The sequence below is a fragment of the Mycoplasma sp. 125 genome, assembly GCF_051549845.1.
GTDB lineage: Bacteria > Bacillota_I > Bacilli_A > Mycoplasmatales > Metamycoplasmataceae > Metamycoplasma.
Genome location: NZ_CP196079.1, coordinates 460,485 through 485,358, shown reverse-complemented (window position 1 = coordinate 485,358; position 24,874 = coordinate 460,485). Strand labels below are relative to the sequence as shown.

The 24,874-nt window shown below is 29.1% G+C and carries 18 protein-coding genes and 8 tRNA genes; 24 read left to right on the top strand and 2 right to left on the bottom strand.

Going from position 1 to position 24,874, the window contains the following annotated elements; genetic code table 4:
* Positions 1 to 20 precede the first annotated feature (20 nt).
* The 16 genes from secA to ACSH4Z_RS02010 all read left to right on the top strand — a co-directional run bounded on the left by secA (position 21) and on the right by ACSH4Z_RS02010 (position 10,989).
* A complete protein-coding gene (secA, locus tag ACSH4Z_RS02085; RefSeq protein WP_438340333.1) occupies positions 21 to 2,609 on the top strand; it encodes a preprotein translocase subunit SecA in 2,589 nt (862 codons plus the stop codon).
* A gap of 304 nt (positions 2,610 to 2,913) precedes the next feature.
* A complete protein-coding gene (locus tag ACSH4Z_RS02080; protein WP_438340332.1) occupies positions 2,914 to 3,693 on the top strand; it encodes a hypothetical protein in 780 nt (259 codons plus the stop codon).
* Between the two features lie 203 nt (positions 3,694 to 3,896).
* Positions 3,897 to 4,694, top strand: coding sequence for a tRNA1(Val) (adenine(37)-N6)-methyltransferase (locus ACSH4Z_RS02075; protein WP_438340331.1), 798 nt, complete (start codon positions 3,897 to 3,899; stop codon positions 4,692 to 4,694).
* Positions 4,687 to 6,252, top strand: coding sequence for a methionine--tRNA ligase (gene metG, locus ACSH4Z_RS02070; protein ID WP_438340330.1), 1,566 nt, complete (start codon positions 4,687 to 4,689; stop codon positions 6,250 to 6,252). The genes ACSH4Z_RS02075 and metG overlap by 8 nt, the downstream gene beginning before the upstream one ends.
* A 102-nt stretch (positions 6,253 to 6,354) precedes the next feature.
* On the top strand, positions 6,355 to 7,389 hold the full coding sequence (locus ACSH4Z_RS02065; RefSeq protein WP_438340329.1) for a hypothetical protein: 1,035 nt from the start codon (positions 6,355 to 6,357) through the stop codon (positions 7,387 to 7,389).
* Between the two features lie 111 nt (positions 7,390 to 7,500).
* Positions 7,501 to 8,772, top strand: a complete 1,272-nt coding sequence (gene obgE / locus ACSH4Z_RS02060) for a GTPase ObgE (protein WP_438340328.1) — start codon at positions 7,501 to 7,503, stop codon at positions 8,770 to 8,772.
* A 65-nt stretch (positions 8,773 to 8,837) separates the two neighbouring features.
* Positions 8,838 to 8,914, top strand: a tRNA-Pro gene (locus ACSH4Z_RS02055).
* A 5-nt stretch (positions 8,915 to 8,919) separates the two neighbouring features.
* Positions 8,920 to 8,996: transfer RNA gene (locus ACSH4Z_RS02050), tRNA-Ala, on the top strand.
* Between the two features lie 4 nt (positions 8,997 to 9,000).
* A tRNA-Met gene (locus ACSH4Z_RS02045) sits at positions 9,001 to 9,077 on the top strand.
* 27 nt (positions 9,078 to 9,104) lie between these two features.
* Positions 9,105 to 9,180 (top strand) — tRNA-Ile (locus ACSH4Z_RS02040).
* A gap of 1 nt (position 9,181) precedes the next feature.
* Positions 9,182 to 9,272, top strand: a tRNA-Ser gene (locus ACSH4Z_RS02035).
* Positions 9,273 to 9,278: 6 nt separating this feature from the next.
* Positions 9,279 to 9,354, top strand: a tRNA-Met gene (locus ACSH4Z_RS02030).
* 1 nt (position 9,355) lies between these two features.
* A tRNA-Asp gene (locus tag ACSH4Z_RS02025) sits at positions 9,356 to 9,432 on the top strand.
* 1 nt (position 9,433) lies between these two features.
* Positions 9,434 to 9,509, top strand: a tRNA-Phe gene (locus ACSH4Z_RS02020).
* A gap of 181 nt (positions 9,510 to 9,690) precedes the next feature.
* Positions 9,691 to 10,494 (top strand): SemiSWEET family transporter, encoded by an 804-nt coding sequence (locus ACSH4Z_RS02015; RefSeq protein WP_438340327.1) that lies wholly within the window; start codon positions 9,691 to 9,693, stop codon positions 10,492 to 10,494.
* A gap of 234 nt (positions 10,495 to 10,728) precedes the next feature.
* Positions 10,729 to 10,989 (top strand): hypothetical protein, encoded by a 261-nt coding sequence (locus tag ACSH4Z_RS02010; protein WP_438340326.1) that lies wholly within the window; start codon positions 10,729 to 10,731, stop codon positions 10,987 to 10,989.
* 408 nt (positions 10,990 to 11,397) lie between these two features.
* Here ACSH4Z_RS02010 and ACSH4Z_RS02005 read toward each other — a convergent pair whose 3' ends face one another.
* Together ACSH4Z_RS02005 and ACSH4Z_RS02000 are read right to left on the bottom strand one after the other, a co-directional pair.
* Entirely contained in the window at positions 11,398 to 13,992 is a 2,595-nt protein-coding gene (locus tag ACSH4Z_RS02005; protein WP_438340325.1) for a hypothetical protein, read from the bottom strand.
* Positions 13,993 to 14,867: 875 nt separating this feature from the next.
* The gene (locus ACSH4Z_RS02000) at positions 14,868 to 15,215 is read right to left on the bottom strand and encodes a YigZ family protein (protein WP_438340324.1); all 348 of its coding nucleotides are present in this window, start codon (positions 15,213 to 15,215) and stop codon (positions 14,868 to 14,870) included.
* A 35-nt stretch (positions 15,216 to 15,250) separates the two neighbouring features.
* Here ACSH4Z_RS02000 and ACSH4Z_RS01995 point away from each other — a divergent pair, with 35 nt between their 5' ends.
* The 8 genes from ACSH4Z_RS01995 to ACSH4Z_RS01960 all read left to right on the top strand — a co-directional run bounded on the left by ACSH4Z_RS01995 (position 15,251) and on the right by ACSH4Z_RS01960 (position 24,846).
* Positions 15,251 to 16,147, top strand: a complete 897-nt coding sequence (locus ACSH4Z_RS01995) for an RluA family pseudouridine synthase (protein ID WP_438340323.1) — start codon at positions 15,251 to 15,253, stop codon at positions 16,145 to 16,147.
* Positions 16,148 to 16,214: 67 nt separating this feature from the next.
* Positions 16,215 to 17,171: a hypothetical protein gene (locus tag ACSH4Z_RS01990; RefSeq protein WP_438340322.1), complete on the top strand. Its 957-nt coding sequence runs from the start codon at positions 16,215 to 16,217 to the stop codon at positions 17,169 to 17,171.
* 14 nt (positions 17,172 to 17,185) lie between these two features.
* On the top strand, positions 17,186 to 18,361 hold the full coding sequence (locus tag ACSH4Z_RS01985) for a hypothetical protein (protein WP_438340321.1): 1,176 nt from the start codon (positions 17,186 to 17,188) through the stop codon (positions 18,359 to 18,361).
* A gap of 12 nt (positions 18,362 to 18,373) precedes the next feature.
* Complete coding sequence (locus ACSH4Z_RS01980; RefSeq protein ID WP_438340320.1) at positions 18,374 to 18,952, top strand: hypothetical protein; 579 nt, start codon at positions 18,374 to 18,376, stop codon at positions 18,950 to 18,952.
* A gap of 151 nt (positions 18,953 to 19,103) precedes the next feature.
* Positions 19,104 to 19,520 carry a 30S ribosomal protein S12 gene (gene rpsL, locus ACSH4Z_RS01975; RefSeq protein ID WP_438340319.1) on the top strand — a complete coding sequence of 139 codons (417 nt, stop codon included), beginning with the start codon at positions 19,104 to 19,106 and terminating at the stop codon, positions 19,518 to 19,520.
* Positions 19,521 to 19,548: 28 nt separating this feature from the next.
* Positions 19,549 to 20,019, top strand: coding sequence for a 30S ribosomal protein S7 (rpsG, locus tag ACSH4Z_RS01970; protein ID WP_438340318.1), 471 nt, complete (start codon positions 19,549 to 19,551; stop codon positions 20,017 to 20,019).
* Positions 20,020 to 20,063: 44 nt separating this feature from the next.
* A complete protein-coding gene (gene fusA / locus ACSH4Z_RS01965; RefSeq protein WP_438340317.1) occupies positions 20,064 to 22,157 on the top strand; it encodes an elongation factor G in 2,094 nt (697 codons plus the stop codon).
* Between the two features lie 334 nt (positions 22,158 to 22,491).
* The gene (locus ACSH4Z_RS01960) at positions 22,492 to 24,846 is read left to right on the top strand and encodes a putative immunoglobulin-blocking virulence protein (RefSeq protein WP_438340316.1); all 2,355 of its coding nucleotides are present in this window, start codon (positions 22,492 to 22,494) and stop codon (positions 24,844 to 24,846) included.
* The last annotated feature ends 28 nt before the right edge of the window (positions 24,847 to 24,874 follow it).

Genomic DNA, 24,874 nt, shown 5'->3' with positions numbered 1-24,874 from the left:
TTAATATAAAATATTAAATTATGAAATTTTTTAAATTCAAATCAACTGAAATGCGTATTGCAGAGCAAACATTAAAAAAAATTAATCAATTAGAAGAAAGTATTGCCAAATTAAGCGATGAGGAACTGAAAAATAAAACAATTGAATTTCGTGAAAGAATTAGGTTAGGCGAGAGTCAGGATGATATTAGACCTGAAGTTTTTGCTGTTTCACGTGAAGCAACAAAAAGAATTTTAGGCAAAAGACCTTATGATGTGCAAATGATAGGTGGTATTATTCTTGACTTAGGTTCTGTTGCAGAAATGAAAACAGGTGAGGGAAAAACTATTACATCTATCGCCCCCGTTTATTTAAATGCTATTGGTGGCAATAGTGTTATTGTTTCAACAGTTAATGAGTATTTAGCAGAACGTGATGCTGAGGAAATGGGACAAGTTTTTAAATTTCTCGGTTTAAGTGTTGGTATTAATAAAGCACAAATGCATACTAATTTAAAAAGAGAAGCTTATGCATGTGATGTTGTTTATTCGGTTCATTCAGAATTAGGTTTTGACTATCTAAGAGATAATATGGTTATGTCAAAAGAAGAAAAAGTTCAAAGAGGACTTGATTATATTTTATTGGATGAGGTTGATTCTATTCTAATTGATGAAGCTAAAACACCATTGATTATATCCGGTGGTGATCATGAAGAAAGTACAATGTATACTATTGCAGATTTATTTGTAAGAACATTGAACCAAAATGATTACTTTATTGACGAAGAAACAAAATCTGTTTATCTTACTGATGAAGGAATTGAAAAAGCAAATAAATATTTTAATTTAAGAAATCTATATGATCTTGAAAATTCGGAGCTTGTTCATAGAATTCAAAATTCATTAAGAGCTCATAAAGTTATGAAGCTTGACGTTGAATATATTGTTAGAAATGATAAGATCGAACTCGTAGATTCGTTTACTGGTCGTATTATGGAAGGGCGCGCCTATTCCGAAGGTTTGCAGCAAGCAATTCAAGCGAAGGAAAGAGTTGAGATTGAATCAGAAACAAAGACACTTGCTACTATTACATATCAAAATTTCTTTAGATTATTTAAAAAAATTAGCGGTATGACTGGTACTGCCAAAACGGAAGAAAAGGAATTTATTGATATCTATAATATGCGTGTTAATGTTGTTCCAACAAATAAACCAGTTATTAGAAAAGATGAAAAAGATGAAATTTATGTTGATATGCATTCTAAATGAATGGCCGTTGTTAAAGAAGTAAAAAGAGCCTTTCAACGTAAACAACCTATTTTAATTGGAACAGCACAAGTTGAAGATTCTGAGGTTCTGCATGAATATTTGTTGCAAGAAGGCATACCACATACTGTTTTAAACGCAAAACAGGATGCTAGCGAAGCTGAAATTATTTCAAAGGCTGGCCAAGCAAGTGCTGTAACTATTGCTACTAATATGGCAGGACGTGGAACAGATATTAAGCCAACAAAAGAAGCTATTGAACATGGCGGTTTATACGTTCTAGGAACAGAAAAAGCCGAATCACGTCGTATTGATAATCAACTTAAGGGTCGTTCTGGCCGTCAAGGGGATATAGGTTATACTAAATTCTTTTTATCGTTAGATGACCAATTAATTTTGAGATTTTCTGTTCAAGATAGATGAAAGGAAATATTTAAGGAATATGGTTCAAATCCTATTCCTGGTGAATTAATTCGTTCAGCATTTTTGAAAGCGCAAAAGAAAATTGAAGGTTTTAACTATGATAGTCGTAAAAGTGTTTTAAATTTTGACGACGTTATTAGACAACAACGTGACCTAATATATGAACAACGCGACTTAATTTTGGAACGAGACGATTTGGGTTCAATTATATACAAGATGTTTAATGTGGCTGTTAAGCAAATTGTTAATAATCCTTATTTTGTTAAGAAAAATGACACAATGGATTTTGACAATTTTGCCGAATATCTAAATCGTAATTTTATGCTATTAACTCAGCATCAATTTGAACCAGGTGAAATTATAAAAATGGATCGTGAAGAGTTAAAAAATTATATAACAAATATCTGAAAAAAAGAATATGACCGTTTAAGACAAAACATAATTGAAAAATATGGTTTAACTTCATTAGTAAAATCAGAAAGAAATATTATCCTAAATGTTTTTGATTCAGGATGGCAAGACCATATTAATGTTATGGACAAATTGCGTCGTAGCACTCATTTAGTTCAGTATGCTCAAAAAAACCCATATCAAATTTACACTAAATTAGGTTCAAAAAAATTTAAGGAACTTACTGATAGAATAGCAATGGAATGTAGTATTAACTTATTGAATAACTATGAGGCGTTGCCTTCCTCAAATAGCCAAATTGATTTTCCTTGATTGGCAAATAATATTAATCCAAACAATATTCAAGAAAGCATTAATGCTGCAAATGAATTTATTAACTTTTTACTTGAATCAGAAAGAAAACGGCTAGTTTCTGAAGGAAAAAGTGCAGAAGAAATAGTTGAAATTCTTAATAATCAAAAGAATGAAGTTTTGCGCGAATTTAAACTAAAATTAGAGGGTTTTGATTCCACAACAAAAAGAACAAATTAAATTAATTTGTTCAAAAAAGTGGCTGTTTTGCTATTTTTTTATTTCTTAGTTTAATGGTTGAATAGCGAATTAAATAAAACTAATTTATGTTAGTGATATTTTCGCAATAAATATATTTTTATTAGATCAATGACGTAAATTAGATTAATGTTAAGTAGTAAAAAGTGCCTTCATAAATGCCTTGGCCTTATCTAAAATTTTGGTCATAATTAGAGCATTAATCATGAAATTTTGCCAAAACAAAAAAAAAAAAAAAAATACTATAAAATATGCTTTATAAACTCAATTAAACATAAGGAGAAAAATGAAAAAAAGCAAATTACTTTTTCTAGGATTTTTACCTGTTTTGGCAACACCAGTTATAGCTCTATCATGTGCAAATCCTGCTAAACCAGAAGAACCAAAAAAACCAATTGAACCAAAGAAGCCAGAAAAACCAGCTGAACCAAAGAAACCAGAAACTCCAAATGAAGATAAAAATCAACAGTTTGGCGATAATATTAAAATTGTTTATGAAGATTTAAAGAAACATCATTCAAAAAAAGTCCTTACAGATTTAATAAAACAAAATAAACCAATTAAGGATCTATTAATTAAAAATGCAATTAAACTAGACTCAGTTGATTCGATCAATACTAACAATAATCTTATAAATAATATAAAAAATGAAGCACCAAAAATTGAAATTGATTTTGGTGATCCAACTAATGAAGAAATTAAGAATGTAATTGAAAACTTCTATTACAAGAATTTATATAAAGAATACGACAAAACTAAAGATGATGGCAATCATGGATTTGATTTTCCATTAGATGATGCATCTTATGGTGATTTAGATATTTTTTCACAAAAAAATGAAAAAGAACATAATGAACCATGGTACGAAGATGATGAAGAAGCCGATAAAACATCTAACAATCCAATACCCCCTGTGGTAAAACAACCAGAAATGCAAAAAAATGCCAAAACTCAACAGAAAGAATCAACACCTAATTTTGACGAAATTATCAAGAATTTATTACAAGGTATTTCACCTTATGCCCCAAACATTGAAATATATGACATCCCCGATGAAAAAAAATAGAAATCCAAATTAAAAACCAGGTTCATTCTGGTTTTTAATTTGCTTAAGGAAAATATTTGTTTTTTTGATAACTAGTTTGTTGTTATTTATCATTATGTATAAGGCTTTTATAAATTATGAGGTTTTAAACATTTTATTAAAACGAAATGATTAATCTAACTTAATGTAGTATCAAAAAAAATATTAATTTATAATTAGTTATTATGAAAAAAATCGGTGTTTTTAAAAATAACTTAGGATATGGTAATGACCTCTTTGTTTATCAAGATAAGGAGATGTTTAATTATTCTGTTGATACAATTTTATTAGGTAATTTCGTTTCAATTAATCGCAATGTATCGAATATGCTCGAGGTTGGTACAAATAATGGAGCATTATCAATCTTTATGGCTGCTAGATCCAAGAAAATAAAAATTGACGCAGTTGAAATTCAACCTAAAGCAGTTTTGCTGGCTAAGCAAAATGTATGTTTAAATAATTTGGAAGGCCAAATAAAAATTTTTGAAGCTGATTTTAAAGAATATGCAAAAGATTATGCTTTTAAATGTGGGAATAATCTTGCTAAGAAATACTCTTCAATTGTTGCTAACCCACCCTACTACAATGAAAACTATAATCAAGTTAGAAAAACTGGTACATATGCGCAAAAACTGGCTACACATGAAATTAATTTAGATTTAGAAACACTTATTTCTTTATCTTCTAAAATAATTGAGCAAAAAGGGTATTTTAGTGTTGTGCTTCCAATTGCTAGATATATTGATTTAATATCATTATTGCGCAAATATAATTTTGAACCAAAAAGAGTACAACTAGTTTTCACTAGAATCAATTCTCAACCTAAATTTTGTTTAGTTGAATCACGATTTAACTCGGGTTGAGGCACGTATTTTGAACCAAATATTTATCTTCATAATGATGATAAAAACGACCATTCATATCGCCTAGAAACGCAAAAACTTTATATCCCAATGAAACAAAAAGGAGAAAAACATGAATAATTCAAAAAAAACATTTTATATAACTACTCCAATATATTATCCTAGCGGAAATTTACATATTGGTCATGTCTTAACAACGACACTGGCATGAGTTTTTGCAAATTATAAAAAAACTCAAGGATATGAAACTTTATTTGTGACCGGTATTGATGAACATGGTCAAAAAATTCAAAAAAAAGCTGAGGAATATAATTTGTCCCCTCAAGAATACGTTGATATTCAATCTCGGAAATTTATTGATTTATGAGATTTATTGAAAATTAACTATGATTTCTACAGTCGTACTACAAGTAAACAACATGAACAAGCAATTATTAAAATTTTCGAAAAAATGTACGAAAAGGGATTTATTTTTAAAGATAAGTATGTAGGTCTTTATTCAGTTAGCGATGAAGAATTTTTTACTAAAACACAAGCTATCTATAAAGATGGAAGATATTACCACCCGACATCAGGTCATGAGCTTCAAGAAATTAAAGAAGAAAGCTATTTCTTTGATATGAAAAAGTTGGAACCTTGAATAAATGAATTTTTTGATATAAATTCTAACTTTTTAACTAATAAAAATATTGCCAAGGAGCTAAAGAGTAATTTTCTTTCCAAAGGAATTGAAGATCTATCAATTACTCGGGTTTCCTTTGATTGGGGAATCAATGTACCTAAACAAAAAAATAATGATGAAAAGCAACATGTTATTTATGTTTGATTAGATGCATTATTCAGCTATTTAACTGCTTTGGGATATGAAACAAATAACGATGATAATTATCATAAATTTTGGCGTAATGGTAATGAACGTGTTCACGTTTTAGCGAAGGAAATTTCGCGTTTTCACTCAATTTACTGACCAATATTTTTAAAATCACTTGATATCAATCTACCGACAAAAGAAGTTGTTCATTCATGAATTATTACTACCGAGGGTAAAATGTCAAAATCAAAAGGAAACATTGTGGAACCAATTCCCTTAATTAACAAATACGGAGCTGAGGAAATTAAATATTTCTTTTGTTCGCAGGTTAATATCGATAATGACTTTTCTTTTAGTGAAGAACTTTTAATTAACGTCCTAAATGCAGATTTGGCAAATAATTTTGGTAATCTTGTTAATCGTACTATCAAAATGGTTAATCAAAACTTTGCAAACGGCACATACTTTGATAAGAATAATTTGCTTGAAATCGATCAAAAAATATTGGATTCATTAAGTGTTTATTATGAGGAATATAAAAAGGAATTTGATCAATTTCATGCTGATAAGGCAATTAAAAATGCTATTAATTTGTCTTCGAAATTAAATGAATATATAGATTTAACAAAACCATGATTGTTGAAGGAAGATTTAGATAGACTTAATTGCGTTTTAAATACCTTGCTTAACGGGATTTATAGCATAGCCTTAATGTTATCTGTTGTCATGCCTCAAAAGATGAAAAAAATATTTAGTTTTATTAAGATAGATTTGATTAATTACGAACAAATAACTAATTTTGCCAAATTTGATAATTTGTACCCTGAGGCTAACGAAATCTTATTTGCAAGAGTTATTAAGAAATAAGACCATTTTTCATTTATAATATAATTGAAATTATGGAATATCTATAAAAGCAAAAAAGATTCTTTTTTATCAAAATAAGGAATTTAACAATAAGGAGAACAAGTGAAAAAATCAAATAAATTGCTATTAGCATTGACATCTATTTCGTTACCAGTTATTACAGGAGCTGCGTTGGTTTCGTGTTCAAATCCATCTAACCCAGGGCCTAAAAAACCAGAAAAACCAGCTGAACCAAGCAATCCGCATAGTCCCGGCAAACCTGGCGATCAAGGCAACCCTGAAAATAAGCCAAAAGAAAAACAACCTGATAAGCATGAGACACCAGATCAAGGAGATAATACTACTCCTCCAATAGTGAATCCCCAAAAACCCGGCGAAGGAAAGCAAGAAGATCAGTCAAGTAAAAATCCTCAACAAGATAATCCAAAACATGACAATAAAAAAGAAGAAAAAAATCCCCAAACGCCTGAACAAAAACCTGAACAAAAACCCCTCCCAAATGATCCTATGGATAAACATGATGATAAACCGGAAAAGAATGATCAATCAAATATCAAAAAAGAAGATGATAATATACCAAATGATAAAAATGGCATTATAAAAAAATTTGAAGAGTTACTTGCCTATTATGAAAAAAAATGAAATGATGTTAATAAAAAGATTGATGATTTACAATCTAAACTTAATGGAGATGAAATAAATAAACTAACTAGAGAAAAAGTAGCTCAAGATAAAACAGAACTTTCCTTCTTGCTTAATTTAGCTAACGAAATAAATCTAAAAATTAATAGTAGATTTTCGGAACTTAAAGAAGAAAAAAGTATGCATAAAGATGTTGATGAAGAACTTCTTAGAAAAATAAAAGAACTTATAACGGAATTTTCAGAAAAAAAAGGCGATAAGTTAATTGAAGAATTTTCACAAAAAGCAAGAGCCAAAGCAGAAGAAACATGAACTAAGAACCTTGCAAAGCAGAAAGAATTATATGAAAAACTAACTAATCTTCTAGAAAAAATAACGGATTCAGAAGCAAAAGAAGATTGGAAGAAAAATATCGAAGATCTTTATAAAAAATTGTCACTAACAGATGAATTATTGCAACAATTAAATAAAACCATTGAATCACAAAAAAAGTAAATTAAATAATAGAAAAGCAGCCTTGTTAATTTTGAAAAAGGTTGCTTTTAATGTATTTAATAATTACTCATAATGGCTAAATTTATCTAAATTTTTGATAAAATAAAACACATGAAATTTATAGATGAAGTTGATATTTTGGTTATTGCCGGAAAAGGCGGTGATGGGATCATTAGTTTTCGTCGTGAGGCTAATGTTGATAAAGGCGGTCCGGACGGCGGCGATGGAGGAAATGGAGGTTCAATATATTTTCAGGGTGATCCTGGGCAAAATACATTATTGCCATTTTACTACCAAAAAAAGATTGTTGCTAATGATGGGGAAAACGGGAAACCTAAAAATGCTTTTGGCAGAGGCGCTGATGATTTAATTGTTAAGGTGCCATTGGGCACTATGGTTTATAATGATGGCAAGTTAGTTGCTGATATTGTTACAGAAGAAAAATATCTGATTGCTAAAGGCGGTAAAGGCGGTAAAGGCAATTTAAGATTTAAATCATCAAGAAATACTGCTCCAAGAATTTGTGAAAACGGAACATTAGGTGAAAGATTTAATTTGCATCTAACATTAAAGGTTTTAGCTGATGTAGGCTTTGTTGGAAAACCAAGCGCAGGGAAAAGCACAATCTTATCTCAAATTTCTAATGCTAAACCCAAAATAGCCGATTATGATTTTACAACACTTGTTCCACAATTGGGTTTAGTTAAATTTTATGAAAATACTTTTGTAGTGGCAGATTTGCCTGGATTGATAGAAAAAGCTTCGGAGGGCAAAGGCCTTGGGATTCAATTTTTAAAGCATATTGAGCGTTGTAGGGTTATATGCCACATTATTGATTTTGGTGATTCAAATAAAAACCCAATTTTGGATTATGAAATTATTAATAATGAACTAAGATCTTATAATCTTAGACTTGAAAAATTACCACAGATTGTTGTAGCTAACAAATCTGATCTCGAATCATATCAAACTCATTTAGAAAAATTTAAAAGTAAGTACCCTAATATTAAATTAATAGAAAATTCATCATTGTTTGACTCACATATAGAAGAAATAAAAAAAGTGTTATGAGAAACTCTACAAGAAGCCAAAATTAATATTGTTAATGAATTAAAAGAATCTGAAGAAGTTGTTGTTATTTCGTTAGATAAAAAGAAAATAGAAATTATCAAATTGTCTGATGATACTTATGAAATTGTTGGCAGTGATATTTATAAGGTTTATGAAAAAATTCCTGTTATTTCTATTGATAATTTATGAAGATTTAATTACAAATTAAAATCATTAGGTGTATTTGATTTAATTAAAAATTCCGATATTAAAGATGGTGATACTATTAAAATTAAGGATTATGAGTTTATTTGAAACAACGAAGATTTTTAAAAAAATTAATAACTAACATAAAAAATAATATATAATAATAAAGCATTTAGCAAAAATTTCTGTGTGGAGAAGTAGCTCAGCTTGGTAGAGCACTTGACTTGGGCTCAAGCGGTCGCAGGTTCGAATCCTGTCTTCTTCACCATTTATGGGGGGGTAGCTCACCTGGCCAGAGCGCCTGCCTTGCACGCAGGAGGTAGAGGGTTCGAGTCCCTTCCTCTCCACCATTATGGCACTGTAGCTCAGTTGGTTAGAGCATCCGGTTCATACCCGGAAGGTCAAGAGTTCGACTCTCTTCGGTGCTACCAAATGTAAAACCCAATAGTGAAATTTTAGGACCCATAGCTCAATGGTTAGAGCAACCGGCTCATAACCGGTCGGTTACAGGTTCGAGTCCTGTTGGGTCCACCATGGGCAATTACCCAAGAGGCTGAAGGGAGCAGTCTTGAAAACTGCCAGGGGCTTCACGGCCCGCGGGGGTTCAAATCCCTCATTGCCCGCCATAATATAGCGGAGTAGAGCAGGCGGCAGCTCGTTGGGCTCATAACCCAAAGGTCATTGGTTCGATTCCAATCTCCGCAACCACGGTCCAGTGGTAAAGTGGTTTAATACGCTTCCCTGTCACGGAAGAGATCGCGGGTTCAATTCCCGTCTGGACCGCCATGGCTCTGTAGCTCAGTTGGTAGAGCAACGGACTGAAGCTCCGTGTGTCGCTGGTTCGATTCCTGCCGGAGCCACCATTTCAGAAATGACTTAACACCAAATTGGTGTTTTTTTTCTTTTTGAACGTTCTAATTTTACATAGCAAAATTTAGATGGTTTTTATAATAATTTTTAATAATATGTTTTTGCTATAAAAAAATATTAAAAACTAGGCAATATTATGTTTATAAATTAGTATTAATGTATAATTTTTTAGTTATGACAGCATTAGAAATATCTATTCAGTTTTTTGGAGCATTAGGAGCGATAGCGACAATTCTTTTAGGTGTTCCTCAACTAGTTAGGGTTGTTAAAACCAAAAAAGCTGAAAACATAAATTATTATTCATTTTGAATTTTTTATATTGGAATTATTATTTGGTTAATTTATGGTGTATTTACAGGTGATGAAAACGGTTGATACATTTTTTTAGCAAACTTAATTTGTTCTTTTATATATGCTTTTACAATGTATTTTTTATATCACTATAATAAAGCAATTACCAAAAAACAAAAAAAATTTGCAACGGCAGCTATAGTTTTAGTAGAATTATTTGCAACTTCGATATTCGCTGTATTTATAGTATTAGTATTTCAAAAGATTAATACTGGTTATTTTTATCCAATTGTTGGGAATAGAATTGCGGTATTTGATAAAGTTACGTCGCTTATTATTGGTTTAATTACGCCTGCGGGAACAACCTTAGCTTTTATGCCTCAATTAATAAAAGGATTAAAAACAAGAAACTTTAAATCAATAAGTCCTTGAATGCTATTTATTTTTATTTTAAATAACTTATGATGAATTATTTTCTTTATTTTGAGTATTGTAGATAAAAATATCAAAGGTGAGGAAGCTGCCTTGAATGGTTTAATCGGGGCTCTTGTATGGCAAATTGTATCATTAATTGTTTATACAGTGCAATTTTCATTTGTTATATCATATGAAGTGAAAATGAAAAAGTGCGAGGTTTTGCATAAAAGAACTATGATGATACAAGATGATGCAATGGAACAAAAATAAGATTCTATATTTTTAGAGGCCTTGACTTGAAATATATCAAAGTCTCTTTTTTATTTATTTTATAAAAAACCTGTTTTAATTTAATAGTGGACAATACAAAAAAATTAAACAAAGCTTCAAAAACTATTTATTGTTTGTATGCTACTTCTAAAATATGTGCATGATGAACTGGCCAAAAAATAGTTTTTCATTTAAAAAACATATATAATTAATTTAAGATTGAAAGGAAAAAATATGGGTCATAAAATTGGTTGGGTAATATGTTTGATAATAAGCTTCCCAATACTTGTTGTTTCATCAATAATTGCTTCTATTACATTTAGTAATGAAGCATTATTATCAAATGCTACTACACCGCTCGGAAAACTAGTGTTTAAACTAAACGGCTTTTTGAAACTTGGTGATATAAGAATTATATCTTATGTTGGTATAGCGATAGCTGCGATATTTGGTATATTGTCACTAATATCATTAATAAGATTGATAAAAAAATAATGTGGTAGTGTAGAAAAATTGGAACTGTAGATAATTTTGTGTAAATTTATCTCTGGCTTATTTTTAGTAAGAGATTTGAGAATAGCAACCACACAAATCTAAATTTATTATACAAAAACAACCAAGCAACATTATGTTGTTTGGTTGTTTTAATTATTTATTTTTTTCAAAAATAATTTGTAATCGATTAAAAACAGGCCCTCAATTAGGAACAAACTTTATTTCATTTTCTAACTGATTTTGGGTTGTGAAATAAACTCTTATTAAAGAGCTATCAAAAAGAAATAAGCTTTTTAAAAAAATACACAAAATTATTTATGGTAACACTTTTTTGCTTTTTATTAGCTAAAAATTGTCAACAAAAAAGTCTAAAACCTCATAAGAGATTCAAGACTTTCTTATTTTGACCTAATTTTTGTTTATTTCTTTTCTTTTTTGAATCTTATGACGTTTAACTGCATATCAAGTCCCAACACTTGCGCCAGCTAATGCTAGTATTACCACAAGAGGCCCTACAATCGCTGCTACATTTATCTTTGATTTGCCTTCTTTTTTAGATTTTGTTTCTTGCTCAGTAATTGCTTTTTGAATCTTCAATTTAATAATTCTTAATTCTTTTATATTTTGGGCGTTTTCTATCAATTTTTCTAACTCTTTTTTTGTATTTGAATTTATTAGCTTGTTTAGTTCTTCTTTTGTAGAATTAAGTTCCATATTAAATTCTTGTGTTGCTTTAGCTGCAATATCTTTTATTTTATTAGTATTTTCTTTGTTGTTGCTTAATTCCCTACCTAGTTGTTTTTTTAATTCAGAACCTTCTAGTCTGTCAATAGCATCATTCGCCTCTTTTTTTATTTGGGCATTTTCTTGAAGTATTTTTTCTTGAGTTATTTCTTTTAATAGAATTTTTAGATTCTTTATATTATTTGCATTATTAATTTTTGTTTGATAATCCTTTTTATCTAACAATTTGTTAAACGTATCTAATATTTTTTGCTTTTCTATGTTATAAATTTCTTCAGCTTTTTCTGCTACATTAGTAAGTTTAACAACATCATTTTTTGCATTGGCGAACAACGTTTTAAATTCTTCAAATCTTTCTGAACCTTCAGTTTGATCAACAGCTTTTTGCGCTCTTTTTATTAATTTGTTTAAATCTTGTTCTTTTATTTGATTCAATAGCGCTTTATTTAATTTATTTAATTTTTGAATATTATCAGCTTCTTCTAGCGCTTGTTCGAATCCTGTTTTGTCATCTAAACTTTTTAGATTTTTTTCAACTTCATTTCTTTTTAATTTGTATTCAGCATTTATTTTTTCCGCTAACTTAGTTAGTTTGCTAATATCATCTTGCGCTTCACTATGTTGTTTTTTATATTCTTCATAATTCACTGAACCTTCAATTTTTTTCAGTGCTTTTGTAGCTTCTTCCCTTGCTTTTGTTAAATCTTCTACATTCTTAATTTTTTGTGCCTCTACTATTAATTTTTGTAGATCTTCAATGTTTTTTGCTTTTTTTAATTCTTCAAGTTTTTTAGTTCTTTGGTCTACTGAGTTGATGCTATTTATAAGCAATTTTGTTTTGTTGTTTTCATCAGAAAACAAATTAGTTGATTTATCATTAAGATCATTAAATTGTTCAATAGTAATCCTTTGGTTTTCTATTTGACTTGATAATTTAGTATTAAGTTCATCTTTTTCTTTTTTAATATCAATATTAATTTTAGTATGGTTACGGCCAAAATCTTTTCATTTTTTATCAAAAGCTTCTATTGCAACTTTTCTTTGTTCAATTTGTTGCTCATTTTTTTCTTTTATGGTACTAAATGTTATCATAAAATCATCATACATGCTAGAACCCTTTGTTTTTTCGATTAATATCATTACATCGTTTTGATATTCCTGTATTTTTTTAGCCATAATATCAGCATAAAGTTCCCTTAAAATTCCTACATTACGTGCTTTATTAATTTTTTCTTTAATATTAGGGTCTTTGTTTCTTAAATTATTAAATGCCATATCGACTTTTTGTTTTTCACTAAGATAAATATTGTTAGCGGAATTTTTAAGATTTTTCAAAAATTCCATTGTGCTAGAATTCGAAACTAGTTTAACTAATGGTTTAATTTTTTCATCGTATTCGATAGAACCGTATGATTTTTGTGCGGAAATTAATGCATCATACATTAACTTATCATGTGAAAATTCTGATTCAACTTCTTTTATGATTTCTTCAATAATACTATCATTCGCTTCTTTCTTAATTTTTTCGAGAATTGGCAATGAATCTTTTAAGGTATTTAAATAAGCAGGATCTGCAGAATTAATGCCACTTTGCACCTTGAATAGATCTTTTATCAAATTTTCAATATTTGAATTTTCTTTGTGTTTAATCAATAAATTAATGGCTTCAAAATGAGCAATAATAGTTTGGACTATATAAATATCACTAATTTTTGATGAAAATTTTCCGGAAGTTACATTTGATCTTAAATCATCTGCAACCTTATAAACACTATCAATGTTTAATTTTTTGTATTCATTAAGTAAGAAAACATTATAGTCAAAATTAACATCTGATCATAATCTAATAAAGGTTCCCCAATGTAAAAAATTATGGTCATAAAAAAAGTATTCATTGTTAAAATTATCAAAAACACCATCAGGAAAAATTTTAAATTCCATTAATTTTTCTTTATATGGAAGTATCTCTAATTTCTCACCTTGAAAATTAATTAATTTTTTTAGTACTCTATATGCAAATAACATTTTGTAATGAGTTTTAAAAGCTTCAGTCTCTCAGTAAATGTTATAACTTTCAACATCATTATAGTCATCATTTGTGGGTATTGATATTGCCTCAGTTGCATAAACGCTAACATTATTGCTAGAATTTTTTTCCTCTTTATCGATATTGTTGGCCATATTGTTTTGAGCACTAATTACTAATGGTGTTGCAGCTATCATAACTGCACTTAACAATGGGCTTAACTTAAACTTCATATTACTCCTTTTAATGAAAAAATTTACTATAAATCAATTTATTATTATGCTATTTTAGGTATAAAATATATCTTATTATTATATTAATAAATATGCCAGATTAATAGAACAAAAAAATAGTTTTATTTCAAGAAAAAATAGGCAAATTAGTGTTTATAGTTTCTTAATAATCGCTAAATCTAAATAAATAAAAAATTATATATAAATAATTCATAATTTTTGAACATTGGGTGAAAATAGCATTTTTTGAAACTATTGTTATTTTAGTTGAGTTCTAAGTTTTTTAACACAAAATAAAATTAAAATCTAAGGTTACAAAATAAATTAGAATTCAAAATTAAGAAAAATTTTATACTTTTTTTAAAAGGGGATTTTTTATCTTTCTCATTGTTTCTTGGATTTGCAATTTTGGTTTTTTCTATACTAGATTGTTAGTTATTTTTTAGGATCCTAAGTTGGAGTTTTGTTTTAATTTATTAAATAATTTTAATTCAAAGGATTGCCTTAAAAGGTTCAAAAGAATTAGAAAAAGTATATTTGGGTTTTTCTTAGTTTTTATAATTGCTTTTTACTTTCTTTCATGTTACATTGATTTGTTTTGTTTAATATCTTTAAGTTAGAATAGGTTATAACCATTGATAGTATGATAACTATAAAAAACCACTAATAAAACTAGTTATTATACAAGGATATAATTGATGTTAATTTTAAAAAGACATGTAGTTTCAACTAAATCTAAAAATAAATTCCTTAAATTTTTATTCCATTATTTTTGCTAAATTTCGATCTAGTGTAATGATAGAGCTTTTAAATATTAAAAATATTTAAAACATTAATTCTAAAAAACGAGACTTATATTTGAATTTGAATCTTATTTACTCATTAAAAAGTAGTTTGGCTGCTTGCAAGTAAGCTCTTAATAAATTACTTCTTCCTAATTCAATACCACCGAAATAACGAATAACAACTAATAATTTATTTTTTAAATTTTTACTATTTAAATAGCTATAAAGAGGAATCCCAGCCACACCTTTTGGTTCATGGTCATCAGTATATCCATTGATAATAACATCATTGTCTTTTATAATATAAGCATAAACAATGTGCTTTGCTTTTTTATGTTCTTTTCAAAGAGATTCAATATTTTTTCTTACATCTTCTTTTGAATTGATATTAAATAAAATGGGGATAAATTTTGATTTTTTGATTTCCAAAAACTTCATGCTATTATTATAACATTTGTTATAATTTAAAAATTATGTTGAAACTTGTTGCAAACTATTCTGAAAGAATTGATAAATATATAGCAAATAATTCTTCAATAACTAGAAATGATATTCAAGAATTAATTAAAGAGGGGGCTGTTTTTGTTAACGGAATTAAAATTAATAAAAACAAATTTGTTATTAAAAACAATGATGAAATAGAAATTGTTAGAGTCATCGATAAACAAATAAAGATTGAGGAACAAGAAATCAGCCTTGACATTGTATATGAAAATGAAGATTATTTGGTTATAAATAAACCTTCGGGTTTAGTAGTTCATCCGGCCCCCGGCCACAGGAATAATACTTTGGTCAACGGCTTAATGTACCACTTTAAAAATAATTTAAGTAATGTTAATGGGCTTTTAAGACTTGGCATAGTTCATAGGATAGATAAAGATACTAGCGGGCTATTGATTATTGCTAAAAATAATTCAACCCACAATTATTTTGCTTCTTTGCTTAAAGAACATAAGATTAACAGGACATATATTGCTATAGTTGATGGAAGAATAGCTAACAAAAAAATGCATATTAATTTGCCCATTGGAAGAGATATAAAAAATCGTCAAAAATTTGCTGTTAGCGATCAAAACTCGAAAAATGCATATACAATGATTGAATGTCTTGAATATTTGAAAATTGATAATAAAGATAAAACATTAGTAAAATGTAATTTAAAGACAGGACGAACTCATCAAATAAGAGTGCATTTAGGATATATTAAGCATCCAGTTTATGGGGACCCTGTTTATAATAAAAGAATTGATTCTTTTAATCAAAGGCTTCACGCTGCACAACTAGATTTTATTGATAATAAGGGAAGAAACATACATCTTGAGGCCCCTATTCCCGAACTAATGCAAAGAGAAATCGAGCAAGGTAGATAAAATTTAGTTATAATTCTAATATATTTTAAAATTAAGTAAACTCATTAAAACCAAAAAGGAGGTGTTTATGAAAAATATTGATATAAATAAATACAACTCAATTGATGAACTTTACAAACACAACAAAAAGGCAATTTTAGTAAAATCAATATTATTTACAGCATTTTTAGTTGTGATGTTTTTATCATTAATGGCCATATTTATTGAGTATGCAGTTAGAAAACAAGTCTATTTATTGAATTATAAAGAAGCATTTGCAAATGCAAATCCTAGTTATGAGATATCTACCATTAATGCTTCAGTTGAAGATTTGTTTATAAGAAAATTTGCATTTTCTATCGTTGTGGCATTATTCTCTGGAGCTGTATTGATTTGACATATCGTTTCTTTGACACTTTCACTAAAAGAAAAAGATTTCACAAAATATTCGCCTTGGTTACTGACCTTATATAGTATGACTGTTATGATTATATTTATTAATTTATTTTTCTCAGCCGGTGGTATTTTTAGAATTAAACCATGGGATATAAACCAAATTTTAAATCTTATTGTTACAATCATATTTTTAATAGGATATTTCACAATATATTGGCCGTTTTCAAGAATTGTAAAATTATTTAGAATTGTAAGAATCAACAATGAACAAGGTAGAATAAATGAAATTTTTGGGCAAAAGTTTTCACAAACTAACCAACAAACTTATTCTACACAACCTTCTATATTTGATAATAATGAACAAAAAAACAATGATGAGATTATTGAGGAAAAAAATAATAAATCATATAGCTCACAATTAGAAACATTAAGTGATGAAAAACTAATAATTATGGCGCAAAAATTAAATATATTTGGTGCTAGCGAATTAAAGCGTAAGCAATTAATTGAAAAAATCAGTGCCATATTTGAAAATAATAATAGTCATAACGAAAAAGCTAATATGAGTAACAATGAAAATAATAAAGAAGATGAATCTGATAATGCCAAAGAAATAAAAGATATTGAGAATAATAATGATTATGATTAATTTTAGGAGGTAAAATGAGTCAGCTGTTTTTACAAGGACAGAATTCAAAGGTTCCCAATAATTCTGAAAGTGTCGGTTCTAATCCTTTTCTAATTTATGGTTTAATATTGACACTTTTGGCAATAGTTAATTTATATTTAATAATTAAGTTTTTTATTAATTTTAAGCGTAGCATTAATAAAACAAAAGCAGTACTAGATGGTTTTTTATTTAAAAAATATATACAAGGGTTAAATATAAAAAGTACCGCGTTTTATAATATAGTTACAATTTTAGTTATTCTAGTTATCCAAATTATTTTTTCATCTGTATCATTGTCAAAAGTATATTCATATATGGGAACTGCAACCCAGAAATTTAATTCAGGTCTTGTTACAGAAATGAAGTATCTAGAATATAAAGACACCATTGCCTCATATATTCCTTTATTTATAACATTTATTTCTTTTGCTATTGTTCTTTTGATTTCGTTTGGTATCGCATTTGTTGTGATTTATTACATAAGTTTTAACTATCCTCAATATAAGCATAAAAATGAGGCAGTGTATAATGAAATTATTTCCCTTAAGGAATTAAAAAAACAAGAATTAGCCAAATATCCTGAAAAAATTAATATAGAGTTTGATAAGTTAAAATCTTCTAATCTTTTATTATCCAATGTGTTATTAAGATGAATGAAATTTTATAATAATATGGATCAAATAAAATTCGAGAAACAATATAACTTATTTTTAAATCAATTATTTAAAGTAGAGTATTTTGCAGAAGTCCAAAACGAAATTAAAAGTAATGCTCAAAAAATTTCTGATATTGCGGAATTTACTACACCAATTCACAATCAAGATTTATCAAAGATTGAGCAGGAAATTATTTGGATGGATAAAATGGACAAAAAAGCTAAAATTCTTAACGAAACTAAGGAATTAGCAGCAATGTCAAAAGCTGAATTTAATAAAAAATATGAGGAATATGTATACACGGCTCGTGCTAATGATCCTTTATATCAAAGCGCCACTAAAAATTCATGATTATTTTATCGTGATAATGAAGTTGAAGATTTATTCTTTAATCCACATTCGAATGTTTCATATTATTATGAAGATTCAAATATTATTTATGAAAAAGAACTTATTGATTTTATGCATGAATATAAACAATTTTTAATTTCAAAATTTTTAGCAACTAAATAATTTGCTTTTGCTATGGCTAAAAAAATAAAATTAGTACTAGGTTTTTTGCCGGTTATTACTATTGCACCCCTTGTTGCTTCATGTAGTCAAAATCTCGAAAAGTTAAAATATAATGTAATTAACTCACTTAAGAATGATATTATAAATTTATTAGCAAATGTTGATGCGTTATTTGGAAGTTCTAAGAATGAAGAAGTTATTAAATTAAAGGATGAAATTAGCAATCTTCTAAGGTCTCTAAAAGAAGAAAAGATAACTCATGAAAATAATATTGACGTTTTTATAAATAAAGCTAAACAAAAATTTAAAAACTTAGTGCAGAAATTTGTGGATATGTACAATAATAATACTCGCCTTGTTTCTGAATTTTTTGAAGAACTAAGTAATTTTTCACAATGAACACTAGATAATTTGATTAATGTTAAATACACTCCCTTGATTTTAAAAATTAAGAAATATTTGCAAGATCATGTATTTAGATATGATTGAAATATTAGTCAAATCACCAAAGAAATAAGCAAACTTAAGGCATTTGAACAACAAATAAAGAAAGAAAAAGAGCAAATTGATATTATTACCAAGAAATTTTAGTAGCCTAATTATATCTGGCTGCTTTTTTATTAATAAAAAAACATAAAAAAGTAAAAACACTGGTTTAGTTGTTGTATAATAATTTAGTATTTTTAAAATAAGAGTTAAAAATATCTGAAAATATGTAAAACAATGTTAAGAAAGGAAAAAAATGCCTACAGTTGCGCAATTAGTTAAACAAGGCCGTAAAGATAAGACAACTAAATCTAAAGCCCCTGCTTTATTAAAGATGTACAACTCTTTACAAAAAAAAGAAAAAGCAATTCCAGCCCCATTTAAACGTGGTGTATGTACTCGGGTTGCTACAATGACTCCTAAGAAACCTAACTCAGCTATTCGTAAATACGCCCGTGTTAGATTATCTAATGGACAAGAAGTTACTGCTTATATTCCTGGTGAAGGGCACAATTTACAAGAACACTCAGTTGTATTAATCCGTGGAGGTAAAGTTAAAGATTTACCTGGGGTTAGATATACTATCATCCGTGGTACTCAAGATGCCGCTGGGGTAAACAATAGAAAACAAGGTCGTTCTCTATATGGAACAAAAAAACCAAAAAGTAATTAATTAGAAAGTTAAATAGAAAGGAAAGAATATGTCAAGAAAGCATAAAGCACCTGTGAGAGATGTCTTAGCAGATCCAGTTTTTAACTCAAAAATTATTACCAAATTAATTAACACAATTATGCTAGATGGTAAAAAATCTGTTGCCGAGAATATTTTATACAGTGCCTTTGAAATTATTAAAAACAAAACTGGTAAAGAACCAATGGAAGTATTCAATTCTGCACTAGAAAATGTAAGTCCACAACTTGAAGTTCGTTCAAGAAGAGTTGGTGGTTCTAATTACCAAGTTCCATGTGAAGTTAGTGCTAAAAGAAAACAAACATTAGCACTAAGATGAATTATTCAATATGCCAGATTAAGAAATGACAAAACAATGGAAGAAAAGTTAGCACATGAAATTATTGATGCAGCAAATAAAATGGGTGGAGCTATCAAAAAGCGTGACGATACCCACAAGATGGCTGAATCAAACAAGGCATTTGCTCACTTTAGATGATAATTACCTATTTTTATTTAAATTATTTATTTTATTAGGAACAAAGTATGTCAAGAGAATATAAATTAGAAGATTATCGTAACATCGGAATTATGGCTCATATTGATGCAGGTAAAACTACAACTACAGAAAGAGTTTTATACCACACAGGAAAAATTCATAAAATCGGTGAAACACATGAAGGTGCTTCACAAATGGATTGAATGGTTCAAGAACAAGAACGTGGTATTACTATTACTTCCGCAGCTACAACTGCATATTGAAAGAATAAAAGATTAAATATTATTGACACACCTGGACACGTTGATTTTACTATTGAAGTTGAGCGTTCGTTGCGTGTTTTAGATGGTGCTGTCGCTGTTCTAGATGCTCAATCAGGTGTTGAACCTCAAACAGAAACTGTTTGGAGACAAGCAACCAACTATAAAGTTCCAAGAATTGTTTATGTTAACAAAATGGATAAAATGGGTGCTAATTTCAAAGCATCTGTTGAGTCGCTAAGAAAGCTATTAGGTGCTAATGCACATGCTATCCAACTTAATATTGGTGAAGAATCACAATTTAATGGAATTATTGATTTAGTAACCATGAAAGCCTATGAATTTGATGGTGGTGTCGACGAAAATATGAAGGAAATCGAAATTCCTGATTATCTAAGGGACGAAGCAAATTTAATGCGTGCTTCTCTTGCTGAATCACTAGCAGATTTTGATGAAGAAATTACTGAATTAATCCTAACGGAACAAGAAGTTTCGGCTGAATTAATGAAAAAAGCTATTAGAAAGGCTACTTTAACTTCAACATATTTCCCAGTTGTTTGCGGAACTTCGTTTAAGAATAAAGGTGTTAAGTTAATGCTTGATGCTATTGTTGAATATTTACCTTCACCATTGGATATTACCGCAATGAAGGCATACAAAGGTGAACAAGAAATTTCAATTCCTGCTTCTGATGATGAATTTTTCTCAGCATTAGCATTTAAAGTTATGAATGACCCATTTGTTGGTAATTTAACCTTCTTTAGAGTATATAGTGGGGTTATCTCAAAAGGCTCATATGTAATAAATTCAACAAAAGGTGAAAAAGAAAGATTTAGTAGAATTTTATTAATGCATGCTAATTCAAGAACTGATATTGATGAGGTTAGAACTGGTGATATAGGTGCTGCTGTTGGTTTAAAATATACAACAACCGGTGACACACTTATCGATGAAAAACATAAAGAAATCGTTTTGGAAAATATGAATTTTCCTGAGCCAGTTATTTCGCAAGCAATTGAACCTAAAACAAAAGATGCTTCTGAGAAACTTTCATTAGCTTTACAACGTTTAGGAGCAGAAGATCCTACATTTAAATACTATACAGATGAAGAAACTGGGCAAACTATTATTGCTGGTATGGGTGAACTTCATTTAGACATTATTGTTGATAGACTAAAACGTGAGTTTAAGGTTGAAGTAAGTGTTGGTGCTCCACAAGTATCATATCGTGAAACAATTACTAAGTCAGCAGAAGTTGAAGGTATTCATAAGAAGCAATCTGGTGGTAAGGGACAATATGGACACGTGTGAATTAAATACGAACCAAACCCTGATGGTGGATTTGAATTTATTGATAAAATTGTCGGTGGTAAAATCCCTAAAGAGTACATTAAATCGATCGAAAAAGGTCTTAAAGAAAAAATGGAAATTGGTATTCTTGCCGGTTATCCAATGATCGATATTAAGGCAACTCTATTTGATGGTTCCTACCATGAAGTCGATTCATCAGAACTTGCTTATAAAATTGCTGCTTCAAAATCATTGACCAAGGGCCGTGAACAATTGGGGACTGTTTTATTAGAACCAATTATGGATGTTGCTGTTGTTGTGCCAGAAGATTTCTTTGGTGATGTTATGGGGGATATCTCTCGTAGAAGAGGTCAAGTTAGAGATAACGAAACTCGAAACGATGGAGCGCATGTTATTAAAGCATACATTCCATTAAACGAAATGTTTGGATATGCAACTCAATTAAGATCAATGACAACTGGACGTGGTACATATCAAATGTGATTTGATCATTATGAAAAATTACCTCGCAATTTAGCTGACGAAATTATTAAGAAACGTGGCGGAAAAGTTTCGGTTGACGAAGATTAATTTAAATAAATTTTAAAAATAATAAAAAGGTCTAGGGCAAAATTGCCTAGGCATTTTTATTATACTTGTATATTCTTAGTATATTTGCAAATTAACAGGCCTATCTTATTTGCAATATAATATGATAGGAATTAAAAATAAAAAAACACCTTAAATTAAGTAGTAAAATCTCTTTTTATTATTTTAGACTAACTATTGTTAGTTTGGAGAAAATAGATAGTAGTTAACTTATGCTTATTTTTGTGTATTATTATATAAATTTTAGTATAATGTAGGTTAAATTAAAGGTTCATAAGATTTTTTTTATGAATTGAAATTATTTTAAGGAGAAAATATGAAGCTTTTAAAGAGTAAAAAGAATAAGATCGTTTTATTTACCTTAGGATCAACAATATTAGGTTCAGCAATTATAGGTAATGCTATTTTTGCTGCTAACCAAAAGAATAAAAATGGTATAGAATTTAACAATATTTATGGTGAAAACTCTGAAATATTTCACAAAGGTACACCCGATGTAACTAAAGCTGATGTGTCTATAACTGATAAGAATTTAAAAGAAATTCCAAAACCTCCTGTTGTTGTGCCTCCACAACCCAAACCCGAACCAGAACCTATCCCAGTTCCTCCCCAACCCAAACCCGAACCAAAACCTGAACCCAAACCACAACCAAAACCTGAACCAAAACCCGAACCGAAAACAAACCCAGTCCCCCTTCCACAACCCAAACCAAAACCTAAACCTATCCCAGTTCCGCCGAAACCTGTTCCGGTTCCGCCAAAACCAAAACCAACTCCCAAACCAGCGCCAAAGCCGGCCCCTGCCCCTAAACCTGCCCCTACACCTAGAAGCGAAAGAATTACTATTACAATTAATGGTGTTCAGGTTCTAGCTGAAGTAACACCACCTCCAACTAGACCATTAGACCCTCGCGATGTTGCTGCAGGAATTACTAATAAAAATCCTTATGTAAATGAAATTGTTGGAAATGTTAAAAGTGTTGAAGTAACAGAAGAGTTAAGAAAAGCAACTCTTAAACAACTTATTAATAATAATGCAGATGGACTACAAAACTATTTCCCAAGCCTTATCGATGATGTACTACTTGAAGAAACTGAATTATTTGACCCTGATAGATATATTGAATTAAATAGTCAAGTATGAACTCAATTAATTGATAAATTCAGACGTCTTTTAGATAGCCCTAATGTTGTTAATTTCTTAAAAGAGGATGCAAAAAAACAATATCCTAATAAACAATTTAAGAGTAAAAATGTTAAATATGCTTGATTAATTAAAAATTTAGATTATACAAAATTTACAAAATTAGGTAAAGGAGCAGAAGAATATCTAAAACAAGGTTATACTGCTTCTCCTAATAATGCATATATTAATGAAAATGGAGAAATCGACTCATATAGCTATTCACCAGCTCCTGGTTATAACGGCGAGATAGCTAGACGTGAAAGAGATAATCGTGACCGTCGTGCTTTTGGCATTGAGGGATATTTTGGTCGAAACCCAGAACAAATTCAAAATGGTGTATATCCAGGATGAAATAAAAAAGATGTTACCCAATCTGAACAATTTAAACAATTTAATGTCGGAAATAATGATGGTATAACCATAACTGAATTAACAAGACAAAAACCACAAGAAGGTAAGTTAAATAAAGGCTACATTGTGGAAATTGATGCTGCTAACTATGATGGTTATGAGAAAACTAAGAATTTAATTGAATCATTAAAGAATAAAGGTATTGAAATTACTTCATATCGTATAAAAAATATGGGTAAAAAAGATCCTAACCAAAAATTCAAAGATATTTTAAGAGCCTTACCTGATAACTTGCCGCAATTAGAACTTTTCTTTGATCATAGAGCAACTAATACATCAGCATTAGTCGAATTAGAAAAGAAAAACATTAAGGAACTAGCGTTATTTACCTTAGGTAATTCTCTACTTGATGATTGATCGATTAACCCATGAGCATTGCGTAATGTTGAGTGAATTAATACTATTGATTACAATGTTAGTTGAGATACAAGACCCGGAGCCGAAATTGCTTCAAGAATTACATTTAACACCTTAGCATTTGAAGAGTCTGATTTACTAAAAGATGAATCGGATCCGCAAAAGAAATATGAAAGAATTAACAATGGTTTAAGAATGGCTTATTACACTAGAAATAATGAAGGAATATTTCAAGGTGGGTTCGGCCCTGGTCTAAATCCAGATACCAATGAAGGTGGAAATAGTTATCCAACAAGAATTGATTTCTCAAGAGCCCCTTCTATCAGATCATTAAAAGGCTTAATTTTTTATGATTACATTAAATCATCAAATAAACCAAGAAAACTAAAAAATGCTAAATTCTTTAGTGATAAAGCCTGATACGAAATTAGTGGTGATGATTTAGATGGTGCACAATTTGACACCGTAATGTCACGCGGTGAACCTGGATTTCCTCCAACTAAAATTGAATTTAGTAATGGTAGTGTTACGCAAAATGTTAGATTGACAACTAAAGATAATTTGACCAGTTCAGCCTTAACAAATTTAAGCATCTTAATTAATTTATCAGGAATTTCGAGGGAAGTTCAAGTTCCACAGGGGGCAAGTTCATTGAAGAGTCAACTTGAATCTAATGGTTACAAAGTAAGTTTTGCTAGTGATGAAGCATTTAACTAATTTTAGAAAAGTATGTAAGGAATCTTAA